This window comes from Schwartzia succinivorans DSM 10502 (genome assembly GCF_900129225.1).
GTDB lineage: Bacteria > Bacillota > Negativicutes > Selenomonadales > Selenomonadaceae > Schwartzia > Schwartzia succinivorans.
Genome location: NZ_FQUG01000002.1, coordinates 107,987 through 121,206, shown reverse-complemented (window position 1 = coordinate 121,206; position 13,220 = coordinate 107,987). Strand labels below are relative to the sequence as shown.

Genomic DNA, 13,220 nt, shown 5'->3' with positions numbered 1-13,220 from the left:
GGACTCTTACTGTGCCGCCTCTGTCTGTGCCTGTCCCTTTTCATCGAGATAAACCGTAAGACGCTGGCTCTTAAGCCTGTTATTGTCCTGAATTGCCCATGCGTTACCTGTCAAAACCACTTTTCCGCTTTCTTCTCCGAAATACTCGGCCTCATCTCCGCCGCCCTCAAAGTTTCTCTTCGGGCTGGTAACATAGGCATTACCTACACCGCGGGCATGATTTTCCTTCATCCAGCCCTCCATGTAATCTGCTGTAAAAGAGCCGTCCGCCGTGGTGATTGTACCTCCTGCGGGAAGTCTCAGATACTCATTGTCAGTGGAGTATTCCGCACGCGGTCCCTCATAGGCTTTATCTCCCTTTGAGCCATGAACATTTCCTTCAGCCACGACCTGAGTTCCTCCGAAGAAACGCACGGAATCACATGTAAGGTGCGTATCCCCCTGATTGGCGACTACTCCGCCGGTCAAAAGACCGTCCTGTGTTTTCGTATTGTATTCTGCATGGCTGCCTCTTGCAACACCGTCATTATGCTTAAGAACAACATGTCCATCTGCCGTCATGAGGCCCGTCTTCGCATTATATTCTACCACATCTCCGTTCAGTTCGGATGCTCCGTTTGAAGGCTCCGCTCCGACGATTGCAAAGCTAGAAATACCAAGCAGCACAGCTGCTGCAGCTGCAATACTTTTCTTATGAATTGATTTCATCGTGCTCATTCCTTTCCTTTCACGATATGCGCATTACCCTGCGCCTTGAAGGAATTAAATTCGTCTGCGGCTTCAATCCTGTCCGCCGTGATTGTTACCCCACCGCGCACAAGCTTCGCTTTTCCTATTGCCAAAAGCCGTCCTTCATCTGCCACCCATTCAAGGGATGCGCAGTCCAGCGTCTCGTTATCACTTGTTACGGCCTTTGCTCCGCCGTCCAGCCGCACATTGCGCGTCTTGCTGTTATAGACGCCGTGGGGCGCTGTAATGGTGATAAGCTTATCTCCCTGATAATATTTTCCTTTTACGTTCTGGAAAACCGTATCCTGAGTATCCACATTCATCTGTGACTGCTCAGCATAAATCTCCCATATGACCTTTCCATCCTTTTCTTCACGAATAGTGTTGGAGGAATATTCCATAAGTCTTGGACCGGGGTCTCCGGCTTCCTTCACATTTTCTTCCTTAGGTACGGAGAATACTACCCATGCGATTCCGCCTATAAAGGCAGCCGCTGCAAGAAGCATCACCATTTTCATTTTCTTTTCCATGATTACGGCTGCTCCTCCTCTGCCTTGACAGTATGGTGTTTAACATGCTTTTGCTCCGGAGGCGTATTCCACCTCTTCTGGAACCAAAGCCACTGAGTCGGATTTTCCTTTATAATCCCTTCAAGTATGCGTGTCATGCGCACAGTGAAATCGTAGAGGTCCTTGTCTGTATCTCCGTGATCCTCATACCGCATTGCCTCTCCGATAACAACCTTATGGGTTCCATCAGGCTTTCTGAGTATAAACGCAGGAAGCACAGGGGCATTGAACTTGCGTGAGAACACCGCAGGTCCCATTGGCGTTGACGCGGTTTTTCCGAGGAAATCAATAAAGGCTCCCCCGGGGCCCGCATCCTGGTCTGCCAGGAATCCCAGAATTTTGCCATGACGAAGTGCCCGTGCTGCCGCAAGGAGCTCGCTTGTACCCCGGCTGAAAATCTCAACATTTATAGTAGCCCGAAGGTCATTCAGCACACGTGTATACTGCTCATTCGGCTGTGGCTTTGCGATTGCAGTAACCGGAAGATCCGAAAGAGTAAATGCCGCAGACAGCCATTCCCAGGTTCCAACGTGGCCTGTAAGAACTACAACACCATGCCCTTCAGCAAGAGCATCCTTCATGCGTTCAAGATGATCAATCTCAATATATTTATGAAAATTCTTTTTATTGAGATGCGGCATGTAAAGAATCTCAAAAACATTGGTAGCGAGATTTATGAAGGATTCCCTCACGGTTTTACGGGCCTCATCCTCCGGCATGTCAAGGCATTCCATCATCTGCTGCACGGCGCGTTCACGCTGCTTCTTTATGAATTTGTAATACAGGACACCCGCTCCCCGGCCCAGAACCAGCAGGGCCGAATGCGGCAGACAGCAGACGATTCTGCTGAGCAGCATAAGGCAGCGATAAATCATACTTGTTCCTCCAAAAGCTTAACTCAAAAAAGTGTTTACTATATCCTTCCACAGGTTCTGAGATTTGAGAATAAATTCCAAAACCTCCCGAACAGCTCCGCGCCCTCCGTATGCTTCAGTGACAAAGTGAGCGCGTTCGCGCACATCACTGACCGCGTCCGCAGGAGCAGCTGCAAAGCCAACCTGTATCATAACAGGAAGATCAATAAGGTCATCACCGATGTAGGCGATTTCCTCATCCTTCAAAGAATACTTCTCCTTAATCTCCTTATAGGCATCACGCTTATCCAGGCATCCCTGTCTGAACTCCGTGATATGAAGCTCCTCAGCCCTTTTTTCCAGCATCTTGGACCTGCGCCCCGTAATGATTGCCGTCCTAAAACCGGCCCTCTGCCAAAGAGCGATTCCCATGCCGTCCTTGATGTTGAAGGTCTTAAAGAGTTCTCCCTCTTCACCGATATGAACGCCTCCATCAGTAAGGACTCCGTCCACATCGAGAATAATCATTTTAATTTTCTTTGCACGCCCGAGGACGTCTGCATCTCTTGCTTCTTCCATCATACGACTCCCTGACGTAAAAGGTCTGTAAGATGTACTATCCCTATCGGATGTTTTTTATCATCGACTACCGGCAGAACAGTTATCGGCCGTGGCTTATGCTTCTCCATAATGCTGAGCGCCGAAGCCGCCAGCTTATCCTTTGTTATAGTAATCGGATTCTTTGTCATAAAATTATCAACCGGCTCGTTCAAGAACTCGCTTCCCTGTGCAAGACAGCGGCGGATATCTCCGTCCGTAACAAGCCCGATAAATGTACCGTCCGAAGATACTACGGATGTTGCGCCTACTCCCTTTGCCGTCATGACAAAGAGCGCTTCCTTTGCCGTCTTTTCTACACCGATAACAGGATTCTCGTCTCCGGAATGCATGACATTTTCCACCGTCAGCAAAAGTTTCCTCCCAAGAGATCCGCCAGGATGAAATACCGCAAAATCCTGTGCCGTGAAATTTCTTGCAGAAAGAAGCGCCATTGCAAGAGCGTCGCCCATTGCAAGGGCTGCCGTTGTGCTGGCCGTCGGAGCAAGTCCCAAAGGACATGCTTCGCGATCGACTCCTGCATCTATAAACCAGTCAGCATTTTTTCCAAGTGTAGAATCACGGCGTCCGCAGAGAGCTATTATCTTGGCACCTATTCTGCGGATAATAGGCAGAATATTGACAACCTCGTTTGTTTCACCGCTGTTTGAAATAGCCAGCACTATATCGTTAGCCGTGACCATACCCAAATCACCGTGAAAAGCCTCCGCAGGGTGCATAAAGAAAGAAGGTGTTCCGGTACTTGCCAGCGTTGCAGCAACCTTCTGCCCCACATGACCGGATTTCCCTATTCCTGTAACGATAAGGCGGGCTTTGCATTCCAGTATACCATTTACCGCATCCTCGAACTCATCATCAATGCGGTCAATGAGCTTAGTTACCGCATCAATTTCAATTTTCAGCGTATCAACTGCTTTTTCCTTGATTAAACTCATGCTCAGGACCTTCCTCAGTAAAGTTTCTTGCGTACGATATTATAAATCGACAGGCAGTCCTTCAGGATATCCTCCAGCTTATCGAGATAAATACTGTTCGGACCGTCACAGAGTGCTTCCTCAGGATTATCGTGAACCTCCATGAAAAGTCCGTCAACGCCTGCACCTACTGCTGCACGTGCAAGATACTCCGCCAGTTCACGGTTTCCGCCGGAGCTTGTACCGCTTCCTCCCGGAAGCTGAACGCTGTGTGTAGCGTCAAACACAACAGGATAACCGAAGGAACGCATTATCGGGAAGCTTCTCATATCAACCACAAGATTATTATAACCAAAGGAAGCTCCGCGCTCCGTCAGTATGATATTCGAATTGCCGCCCTCAAGAATCTTGTCAACAACATTCCGCATATCCTTAGGCGCCATGAACTGTCCCTTTTTAACGTTTACGACTGCCCCTGTTTTTGCAGCAGCATTCAAAAGATCAGTCTGACGGCAGAGAAATGCCGGAATCTGAAGGACATCCACGACCTTTGAAACAGGCTCCGGCTGAAGCTCCGTATGGATATCAGTCACGACAGGTACCCCGAGCTCCTTTTTGATATTTGCAAGCATTTCCAGCCCCTTCTCAAGACCGGGGCCGCGAAATCCATGGAAGGATGAGCGGTTTGCCTTATCAAAGGATGCCTTGAAGATATATGGAATACCAAGACGGCTTGTAATATCGCGTATAGTACGTCCAATAAAGAGACAGCGCTCATAATCCTCCAGAACGCACGGACCTGCCATGAGCACCAAAGGGTTTCCTGCTCCCATCTCAAAATTTCCGATTTTTACTGTATTCATGATGCACAACCTTTCTTTTATCATCACTCAGTTCATATTTCTGTATATCTCATTAACCTTCGCGAGATCTTCTGCCGTATCGACTCCGACAAATTTCGCGTTGGTCGCTATCACACGGATGCGGTATCCGTTTTCAAGTGCTCTCAGCTGCTCCAGCGACTCAGCCTGCTCTAAAGGTGTCGGGGCAAGCTTTGCGTACTGCAGCAAAAAATCCCTCTTGTACGCATAAATTCCGATATGCTTATGCACAGGTGCCTTTCCTTCTACTCTCGGATAAGGCATAAGGGAACGGGAAAAATAGAGCGCATACCCGTTTTTGTCCGTTACAACCTTAACATTGTTTGGATTTTTCTGTTCTTCCTCATCCGTCATTGGAGTCATTACCGTCGCCATAAGAAGCTCACGGTCTTCCTCAAATGCCTCTGCCAGTTCATCAATGAGAGAAGGCTCAATAAGGGGCTCATCTCCCTGAACATTGATAATGAGGTCAACATCGGTATATGCAGCCGCAACCTCTGCAAGACGGTCTGTGCCTGTAGGATGATTTTTTGACGTCATCATTGCTTTGCCGCCGTTTTTTTCGACCGCCTCAATTATTCTTTCATCATCTGTAGCAACGACAACCTCAGTTATTTTCTTTGCCTGCGCCGCACGGTCATATACCCTGCATATCATAGGCTTTCCTGCAATATCCTTAAGCGGTTTTCCCGGCAGACGCGTAGATGCGTACCGCGCCGGAATAACGCAAAGTGTCTTCATGTAAAAATCTCCTTATTTACCAAGCTTTTCCTTCAAGTCCTTATGAATACAGCCCAAAATACGGTCCGCATCATCCCTGAAGGTTACCTCGACGCTGACAACATAAATAGGAACCATATGTCCAAGCTTTCCGACTATCGTGTCGCGTGTCAGAATAGGAACCTTGACGGCATCCTTTTCTGTTATTACGACAGCCTCAGCATCCATCTGAACAGCGAGATTTGCGGCATCAAGCATCTCCTGCTCCGTATAATCATGATGGTCAGGGAAACGAAGGCTCTCAACGACAACGGCGCCGAGATTTGCCAATGTCTGCTCAAAGGAAGCCGGATTTCCGATAGCAGACACAGCCATAACACGCTTGCCCTTCATCTGATTGACATCTATTCCTTCGCTTGCGATATTTGCGTGCCAGTCAGCCAGTTCAATAAAGCCTCTCGGACGGTGGACTGACTCCACAACAAGGGCATGCTCGTTCTCCTCTTCAATGACCGTATGGATATACTGCCTTGAAGTCTCGGACGCCTGGTCAACCTTTGTAAGAAGGCAGATGTCCGCGCGGTCGATATGGGATATAGGTTCGCGCAGCGTTCCTCGTGGGAGCATATATCCGTTTCCGAAAACATTCACTGCATCGATAAGTACGATATCCATGTCACGGTCCAGCTGCCAGTGCTGATATCCGTCGTCGAGAATTGCCACCTCAGCACCGAAATGCTCTATGGCGTATGTACCTGTCTGATAGCGCTCGGGTCCGATAAGCACCGGAACATCCGGCAGGTGCTTCGCAAGCATGTACGCCTCATCGCCTGCCTCCGCCGCTGTCATGTGAAGAGTCTTTCCGTCGGAAACCACGCCGACCTCGCCGCGCCATTTTGCACGGTAGCCTCTGTTAAGTATGACAACGCGGTATCCAAGATTACGGATTTCCCTTGCAAGAAGCTGGGCAGTCGGCGTCTTTCCTGTACCACCGACAGTTATGTTACCAAGACTGATTACATAGCATCCAAGCTTTTTGCGGCTGAAAACGCCGAATTTATATCCGGCAAGCTTCAGATTTACAAGACCGCCGTATATAAGCGAGAAAATATAGAGTACAGCTATAAACATCTGCACCAGAAGCCCGTGGCTCTTGCGGCTGTGAATCAAATGGTAGAAATACGTCTGGAAGTTTTCAACCTTGTTTGTAGATTTGATATATCCGCTCGCAAGACGGCGCTCCTCCACCTGCTCCAGCATTTCATGGAGAAGAATCGCGGAGCGGCGTGCCGCGCCCTTATTTTCGCTGCAGATAGCGAGTGTTTCACTTTCCATGCGGTGGCGTTCCTCATCATCGCTGAAAAGGCGCACAACCTCTTGGGTAAGCTCGGCAGAGTTCTGTACCGTGATTACCGCGCTTCGCTTTGTGAAAAGCGCATGGGTTTCCTTGAAATTGAACATGTTAAAGCCAACAATGATGGCTTTTCCGTGAGCCGCAGGCTCCAGGATATTATGGCCGCCGTGGGCAATCAGGCTTCCGCCTACATAAATAACGTCACCGACGCTGTATACCTGTCCAAGCTCTCCTATGGTGTCAAGGATTACAATATCGTGTCCTTCGGAGGGATGCTCCAAAAGCTCAGTACGCCTTGCCGTCTTAAAACCGGCACTATGACAGATTGCAATAACCTCACGTACCCTGAGCAGCTCACGCGGAGCAATAACCAGCTTAGCGTTCGGCTTTTCCTTACGAACCTCCTTAAAGGCTTGAAGCACCGGTTCTTCCTCGCCCCGGTGTGTACTTCCTGCAAGGAAAATGCCGTCATTATTCTGAATTCCCATTTCGTCAATCAGCCGCTGCTTTTCCTTTGTGCTGACATCGGTATAGGTCTGGTCAAACTTCGTATTTCCTGTTACTACGACAAGATTCGGATTCGCACCCAGACGTATGATATACTCTGCATCAATAGGCGACTGCATGGCAAACTTCGTAACAGTGCCTATCATGTCGTCAAGAAGACTGTGCAGATGATGATATCGCTTTACGCTCTTATCGCTTATTCGTCCGTTGACCATCATGACGGGGATGTTCATGGTACGGCACGCACGGAGGAAATTCGGCCAAAGTTCTGTCTCTACGGGCATAAAGACACGTGGAGTAATCATACGGACCATATGCGCAGCCAGAAGAGGCAGATCCAGCGGGAAATATATAATACTGTCCGCATCCTTTATAATGCGGTTAGCCATTTCATAGCCGCTGGTTGTTACAACAGAAACAAGAATCGGACTTTTGGGAAATTCCTTACGAAATTCCTTGATAAGCGGACTTGCCGCAACGACCTCACCCACCGATGCCGCATGAACCCATATACAGTTTTTCTTCGCTACCTTCGCAAGCTCCTCCTCCGGAACAAAACCCAGAGACTGACGGATACGCTCAACGAATCCGCGCTCACGTATTGCCCTGACCGCGAATACCGGAATAATGAGCAGCACCACGATTATGGCGGCGATATTATATAGTAACTGCATGTTTTTTCCCCTGTTATATGCTTAAAATTTATTTGCTGAACTGAATATTATACAGACTGCTGTAGAGACCTCCGAGAGCAAGAAGCTCTTCATGTGTCCCATGCTCCCTGATATGTCCTTTTTCAATGACGTAAATCTGGTCAGCATTGAATATAGTCGAAAGACGATGGGCGATAACGAAGGATGTACGTCCCACCATCAGACGGTCAAGAGCTGCCTGAACAATCTTCTCGCTTTCCGTATCCAGTGCTGATGTAGCCTCATCAAGAATAAGCAGCTGTGGATTTTTTAATATTGCACGCGCGATAGCAATACGCTGACGCTGTCCTCCGGAAAGATTAAGGCCCCTCTCGCCTATTTTCGTATCATAGCCCTCCGGAAGCTGCATAATGAACTCGTGGGCGTTCGCATCCTTGGCAGCCTGGACAAGCTCCTCATCGGTAGCGTCCAATCGTCCGTAACGGATATTTTCGCGAACCGTCGTTGAAAACAGCATCGTTTCCTGCGGAACAATACCAATCTGCTCGCGAAGGGATGACATAGTCACATCCCGCACATCCTGCCCGTCAATACGTATAGCTCCCCCATTGACGTCATAAAAGCGCGGAATAAGATTTGCTATCGTTGACTTGCCGGCTCCGCTGGGTCCTACAAAGGCAATCATCTGCCCGGGCTCTGCCTTAAAGCTGATATGCTCAAGTGCCGGGATATCGTCCTTATAGCCAAATGTCACATCATCAAATTCAACATAACCCTTAACCGCAGGCATAGCCTTTGCCTCCGGCTTGTCAGCAATCGCCTCAGGCATGTCCATTATACCAAAGACACGCTCCGCGCCTGCCATAGCCTTCTGAATGGTACCGTAAACACGGCTGATTCTCTTAACCGGATTTGCAAGGTTTACAGCATAAGTCAAAAATGCAACCAGCGCGCCTGCCGTTATATTTCCATTGACTACCTCATAGCCGCCGAACCACACGATAACAGTAACCGCCAGAGCCGCGAGGAACTCAACCGTCGGCGTCAAAAGGCTCTGAATCTGCACGCTCTTCATCTGAGCGCGGAAATTCAGGTCATTTTCCCTTGTAAAGCGCTGAATTTCAAAATCCTCACGCACAAAAGACTTTACCACGCGTACTGCGGAGATACTCTCCTGCATAAGTGCCGTAATATCTGCCAGCCGCTCCTGTATAACTGCACCGGAGGATTTCATCTTACGACCGAAAATTTTCATAGCCTCGCCTACCAGCGGCACGGTAATCAACGTCAAAAGACTGAGCTGCCAGTCAAGCAGAAACATCATAACAAGAGAGCCTACGAAAATCGAGCTCTCCGTGACCAATTCAATGAGTCTGTCCACAAGTGCGTTCTGAAGCGCCGCAACATCATTTGTAATGTAGCTCATTATTTCGCCTGTCTGATGACGGTCAAAATACGAAAGCGGAAGACGCTGAAATTTTTTAAACAAAATTTCCCTGACATCTATGATAACACGTTCCCCGACAAAAGACACGAGGTAACTTTGCCCATAGTAAAAAATTCCGCGTATAAGGAACGTAATAACAATTCCCGCTGCTATCACATTCAGCATAAGCATATCCTTCTCGGCGAGAACCTTATCAATCATGTCCTTTATAATCCATGGCAGATACAAATTCGCGCCCGCCGCGATTATAATGCATACGATGGCCTCAAAAAGCCTTCTCTTGTATGGAAGTATATATTTTAACAATCTTGTGTAATTTTTCATACAGATCCTCCGAAAGTCTGCTTATCTGCGCCAAGCCTCACAGCCGCAGCCAGGATTCGCTCTGCAACGCGTTTTGCAGCATTGGGCGGACCCAGGCGGTCACATGCCTCACGCAGTTTTTTTCGCACACCTTCAGCGTAGGATGACTCCTCCCAAAAGCGGCGTGCTTCCTTCAAAATTCTTTCAGGATTCACTTCATCCTGCAAAAGCTCCGGCTGGATTTCTTCGCCCAATAAAATATTCGGCAAGCTGAAAAACCTCACATGAACAAGGAGCTTTCCGAAAAAATACGATACCGGTGAAAGCCGATACAAAACTATACATGGAAGCCCCATAAGTGCTGCCTCCAAAACAACCGTGCCGGAGGTTGCAAGGGAAAATTCCGCCTGCGCCATGAGGTCATAGGTATGGTCATGGGTAAAACGGATATCGACACCAGCCTTCTCTGCCATTTTTTCCATATCTTCCTGCGCCATGCTCTGTGCGACAGGAAGATAAAAGACTGTGTCCTTCTTTACTTCCTTAATGCGTTTGGCAGCTTCAAGCATAGCAGGAAATAAAAGCTCTATTTCCTGTCGGCGGCTTCCCGGCATCAAAAGAACGGGATATTCATCAGCCTTTATCCCGAAATATGCCTTTGCCTCTTCATCACTCATTGAAGGGCGCACCTTATCCACAAGGGGGTTTCCTACAAAGCTTATGTTTGCTCCAGCATCCTCATAGACCTTTGTTTCAAAAGGGAAAATGGCCGCAAATTCATCGGCAAGAGCAGCGCAGCTTTTTGCGCGCCCCTTTCTCCATGCCCACGCTGATGGAGGAATATAGGAAAAAACAGGGATACCTAATTCCTTCGCCCGTTTTGCAAGTCTCCAGTTAAAATCCGGATAATCTATAAGCACCAAAAGATCCGGACGTTCCTCCTTCATCACATTTGTCAGATGATTTAACAGCCGCATAATGCGGCGGAGATTTAAGATTACCTCCCAAACCCCCATAACACTGTAATCAGCCATGTCGGCATTGAGGCGGACACCTGCCGCCTGCATTTGTTTCCCTCCAAACCCGATAAGCTCAGTTTCGGGGGAAAGTTCATGTATCGCAGCAGCTATACTTGCACCGTGCAGGTCTCCGGACACTTCTCCGGCAGAAAGCATAATCTTCATACGTCCGCCTCCTTTCGGCAAAAGTCAAAACAATATACATAATAGTATATCATAACTCACACATAACACCATTAATCAAAATTTTTGCTATGGACTGTCGGGCAAAATCTCAGTACCGCACAGCAAACAAAAAAGCGGCAGATACTTTTCGTAGTATCCGCCGCGCATCTGTTCTTTCTACGGACTACATGGCAACAATAGTTATCTTGTTCTTCTCCGCCAGAGCAATAACTTCCTCGCGGTCAACCAAAAGCGTATGTCCGGCCTCTATAGCCAGTGCCTTTGCTCCCACCGCAGCCATGTGTTCAATAGTCGTGACACCAACCGCCGGAACATCAAATCTCAGGTCCTGCTCAGGCTTAGCAACCTTCACCACGACAGCTCCGCCGCGTGAAAGCTTTCCTCCTCTGTCTATGCAGGCATCGGTTCCTTCAATTGCCTCCAGCGCCATAACCGCCAAATCCTTGACCACCGCAGTCTGCCCAACATCAAGCCGGCCGATTTCCTTTGCCATACGGAATCCGAACTCCATATCCTTGAGCTCGGCCTCCGTCGGCTCGCGCTTCGTAAGCGTTCCCTTTTCAGGCATCAGCGGACGAATCAGAAGTGTCTGGTCACAGACCTCAATTCCTTCCTTCGCAAGCTCCTCAACAAAGGTAAGCATTATAGTGTCATCCTTGTGATCCGGCAGCGACCACAGAAGCTTCACTGTGCGAAAATCAGGCAGCGCATAATTTCCGCTCATTAAAAGCTCCTTTGTGACCTTACCTATCATAGTAACCTTATGAACGTCATTTTCCTTCAGAAAATCTATGATCTTTCCGACCTTTGCGACATTAATATCAGCATAGCCGGCAACACAATCCTTCAATGTCTTATCGACTTCGGAAAGGAGCGCAACTGCATAGACCTCATACCCGAGTTTTGACGCGGCTTGCGCGCACTCCACCGGCAGATGACCTACACCTGCCAAAAGACCGATTTTTTCCATCGTATCCTCCAGTATATGGTTTTTTCCTCTCAGGCATTATCCGAATCGCTTCGGCCTCCGCGGCAGATACCACGGTCCGCGTTCCTCAGGAAACGGAGGAAATGGTCAACCTCCAGGCAGGAATCTACCTCCTGCTCAATAATTTCAATAGCTTTGGATACATTGTACCCTGAGCGGTATAAAATCTTATACGCCTGTTTAAGACGCCGGCGCGAATCCGAAGAAATTCCCGCACGTGAAATTCCTACGCTGTTTAAGCCAATAGCACGCGCAGGGGCACCGTTTACAATCGTATACGGAACTACGTCCTGCGTCAGGCGGCTCATTCCGCCGACCATGGCATTACGTCCGATTTTTACGAACTGATGGACACCTGTCATTCCGCCGATAACTACCCGGTCCTCAACCTGAACATGTCCTGCAATCATGGCTGCATTCGACATAATAACATTGTTTCCCACCACACAGTTATGCGCAATGTGAACCGTAGCCATCAGCAGGCAGTCGTTGCCAATGCGGGTTTCCTCGCCCTCGCCGGTCGCACGGTGTATCGTTACGCACTCGCGTACCTTCGTACGGTCTCCGATGACGACATAGCTTTTCTCACCGACAAACTTCAAATCCTGCGGCTCCTCGCCGACTGATGCAAACTGATAAAACTTACAGTCATTACCTATTTTGGTCCAGCCTGTAATAACAACATGCGGTCCAACTACCGTACCGTCCCCGATTGTAACATTAGGGCCGATAACCGCATAAGGACCTACCTCAACATTTTTCCCTAGCTGTGCTCCGGGATATATCACCGCGGTCTCATGTATTTTGTTTGTATTTTCATTCTCCGCGCTCATTTCCTACACTCCTCCATCGAACCTGCTTTATGAGTAAACTCTTCCTTACGTAAAATATAATCCCTTGGATACGATATTTCTTGCAGACGATTTCGGACTAAATAACCTCATTTTCCACAATCCCACAGAAACAACTCCATTTTACGACAAAAATCTACTTAATATGCTCTATTTTCTATACTTTTCCTTTTAATCTTCATTTTTCTTCAGAGCAAAAATGAAGTCTGCCTGCGCCACAAGTTTATCGTCCACGAAAGCCTCAGCATGAAGCTTTCCAAAGCTTGACTTCACAACATGCAGCAGCTTGGCCTTCATTACTAGCTGATCTCCCGGAACAACGGGACGCTTGAATTTCACATTCTCCATACCGCCAAAAAGCGCAATCTTTCCGCGGTGCTCTTCCGGATAAAGCATCGCTATTCCGCCTACCTGTGCCATTGCCTCAAGCAGCAGTACTCCCGGCATTATCGGATTGCCCGGGAAATGCCCTGCAAAAAAGGGCTCGTCAGCCGTGACATTTTTTATCCCGGTTGCCGACTCGAATGGCTCAATCTCAATGATACGGTCTACCAGAAGCATTGGTGCGCGGTGCGGTAAAATCTGCTGTATTTCTTTAATATCGAGTACCATACTTTCACTCCTCTT

General features: G+C 48.4%; 13 protein-coding genes. All 13 read right to left on the bottom strand.

Going from position 1 to position 13,220, the window contains the following annotated elements; genetic code table 11:
* Nucleotides 1-6: 6 nt before the first annotated feature.
* The 13 genes from BUA83_RS00510 to fabZ all read right to left on the bottom strand — a co-directional run bounded on the left by BUA83_RS00510 (nt 7) and on the right by fabZ (nt 13,205).
* Nucleotides 7-708, bottom strand: coding sequence for an LptA/OstA family protein (locus BUA83_RS00510; protein ID WP_094756378.1), 702 nt, complete (start codon nt 706-708; stop codon nt 7-9).
* Nucleotides 709-713: 5 nt separating this feature from the next.
* Entirely contained in the window at nt 714-1,259 is a 546-nt protein-coding gene (gene lptC, locus BUA83_RS00505; protein ID WP_094756377.1) for an LPS export ABC transporter periplasmic protein LptC, read from the bottom strand.
* Nucleotides 1,260-1,261: 2 nt separating this feature from the next.
* Nucleotides 1,262-2,173, bottom strand: a complete 912-nt coding sequence (locus tag BUA83_RS00500; protein WP_072934234.1) for a lysophospholipid acyltransferase family protein — start codon at nt 2,171-2,173, stop codon at nt 1,262-1,264.
* 18 nt (nt 2,174-2,191) lie between these two features.
* Nucleotides 2,192-2,731 (bottom strand): KdsC family phosphatase, encoded by a 540-nt coding sequence (locus tag BUA83_RS00495; protein WP_072934233.1) that lies wholly within the window; start codon nt 2,729-2,731, stop codon nt 2,192-2,194.
* Nucleotides 2,731-3,705 carry a KpsF/GutQ family sugar-phosphate isomerase gene (locus tag BUA83_RS00490; protein ID WP_072934232.1) on the bottom strand — a complete coding sequence of 325 codons (975 nt, stop codon included), beginning with the start codon at nt 3,703-3,705 and terminating at the stop codon, nt 2,731-2,733. The genes BUA83_RS00495 and BUA83_RS00490 overlap by 1 nt, the downstream gene beginning before the upstream one ends.
* A 14-nt stretch (nt 3,706-3,719) precedes the next feature.
* A complete protein-coding gene (gene kdsA, locus BUA83_RS00485; RefSeq protein WP_072934231.1) occupies nt 3,720-4,547 on the bottom strand; it encodes a 3-deoxy-8-phosphooctulonate synthase in 828 nt (275 codons plus the stop codon).
* 27 nt (nt 4,548-4,574) lie between these two features.
* Nucleotides 4,575-5,306, bottom strand: a complete 732-nt coding sequence (gene kdsB, locus BUA83_RS00480) for a 3-deoxy-manno-octulosonate cytidylyltransferase (RefSeq protein ID WP_072934230.1) — start codon at nt 5,304-5,306, stop codon at nt 4,575-4,577.
* A 12-nt stretch (nt 5,307-5,318) separates the two neighbouring features.
* Nucleotides 5,319-7,820, bottom strand: coding sequence for a tetraacyldisaccharide 4'-kinase (lpxK, locus tag BUA83_RS00475; protein ID WP_072934229.1), 2,502 nt, complete (start codon nt 7,818-7,820; stop codon nt 5,319-5,321).
* 28 nt (nt 7,821-7,848) lie between these two features.
* Nucleotides 7,849-9,570 carry an ABC transporter ATP-binding protein gene (locus tag BUA83_RS00470; protein ID WP_072934228.1) on the bottom strand — a complete coding sequence of 574 codons (1,722 nt, stop codon included), beginning with the start codon at nt 9,568-9,570 and terminating at the stop codon, nt 7,849-7,851.
* On the bottom strand, nt 9,567-10,733 hold the full coding sequence (gene lpxB / locus BUA83_RS00465) for a lipid-A-disaccharide synthase (RefSeq protein ID WP_072934227.1): 1,167 nt from the start codon (nt 10,731-10,733) through the stop codon (nt 9,567-9,569). Before lpxB ends, BUA83_RS00470 begins: the two co-directional genes overlap by 4 nt.
* A gap of 184 nt (nt 10,734-10,917) precedes the next feature.
* On the bottom strand, nt 10,918-11,724 hold the full coding sequence (locus BUA83_RS00460; protein ID WP_072934226.1) for an LpxI family protein: 807 nt from the start codon (nt 11,722-11,724) through the stop codon (nt 10,918-10,920).
* A gap of 29 nt (nt 11,725-11,753) precedes the next feature.
* Entirely contained in the window at nt 11,754-12,575 is an 822-nt protein-coding gene (gene lpxA / locus BUA83_RS00455) for an acyl-ACP--UDP-N-acetylglucosamine O-acyltransferase (protein WP_072934225.1), read from the bottom strand.
* Nucleotides 12,576-12,764: 189 nt separating this feature from the next.
* Nucleotides 12,765-13,205 carry a 3-hydroxyacyl-ACP dehydratase FabZ gene (gene fabZ / locus BUA83_RS00450; protein ID WP_072934224.1) on the bottom strand — a complete coding sequence of 147 codons (441 nt, stop codon included), beginning with the start codon at nt 13,203-13,205 and terminating at the stop codon, nt 12,765-12,767.
* Between the last annotated feature and the right edge of the window lie 15 nt (nt 13,206-13,220).

Excerpts from the sequence above, each read along its gene's own strand:
- BUA83_RS00510 (WP_094756378.1), bottom strand. The coding sequence starts at position 708 with ATGAAATCAATTCATAAGAAAAGTATTGCAGCTGCAGCAGCTGTGCTG.
- lptC (WP_094756377.1), bottom strand. The coding sequence starts at position 1,259 with ATGGAAAAGAAAATGAAAATGGTGATGCTTCTTGCAGCGGCTGCCTTT.
- BUA83_RS00500 (WP_072934234.1), bottom strand. The coding sequence starts at position 2,173 with ATGATTTATCGCTGCCTTATGCTGCTCAGCAGAATCGTCTGCTGTCTG.
- BUA83_RS00495 (WP_072934233.1), bottom strand. The coding sequence starts at position 2,731 with ATGGAAGAAGCAAGAGATGCAGACGTCCTCGGGCGTGCAAAGAAAATT.
- BUA83_RS00490 (WP_072934232.1), bottom strand. The coding sequence starts at position 3,705 with ATGAGTTTAATCAAGGAAAAAGCAGTTGATACGCTGAAAATTGAAATT.
- kdsA (WP_072934231.1), bottom strand. The coding sequence starts at position 4,547 with ATGAATACAGTAAAAATCGGAAATTTTGAGATGGGAGCAGGAAACCCT.
- kdsB (WP_072934230.1), bottom strand. The coding sequence starts at position 5,306 with ATGAAGACACTTTGCGTTATTCCGGCGCGGTACGCATCTACGCGTCTG.
- lpxK (WP_072934229.1), bottom strand. The coding sequence starts at position 7,820 with ATGCAGTTACTATATAATATCGCCGCCATAATCGTGGTGCTGCTCATT.
- BUA83_RS00470 (WP_072934228.1), bottom strand. The coding sequence starts at position 9,570 with ATGAAAAATTACACAAGATTGTTAAAATATATACTTCCATACAAGAGA.
- lpxB (WP_072934227.1), bottom strand. The coding sequence starts at position 10,733 with ATGAAGATTATGCTTTCTGCCGGAGAAGTGTCCGGAGACCTGCACGGT.
- BUA83_RS00460 (WP_072934226.1), bottom strand. The coding sequence starts at position 11,724 with ATGGAAAAAATCGGTCTTTTGGCAGGTGTAGGTCATCTGCCGGTGGAG.
- lpxA (WP_072934225.1), bottom strand. The coding sequence starts at position 12,575 with ATGAGCGCGGAGAATGAAAATACAAACAAAATACATGAGACCGCGGTG.
- fabZ (WP_072934224.1), bottom strand. The coding sequence starts at position 13,205 with ATGGTACTCGATATTAAAGAAATACAGCAGATTTTACCGCACCGCGCA.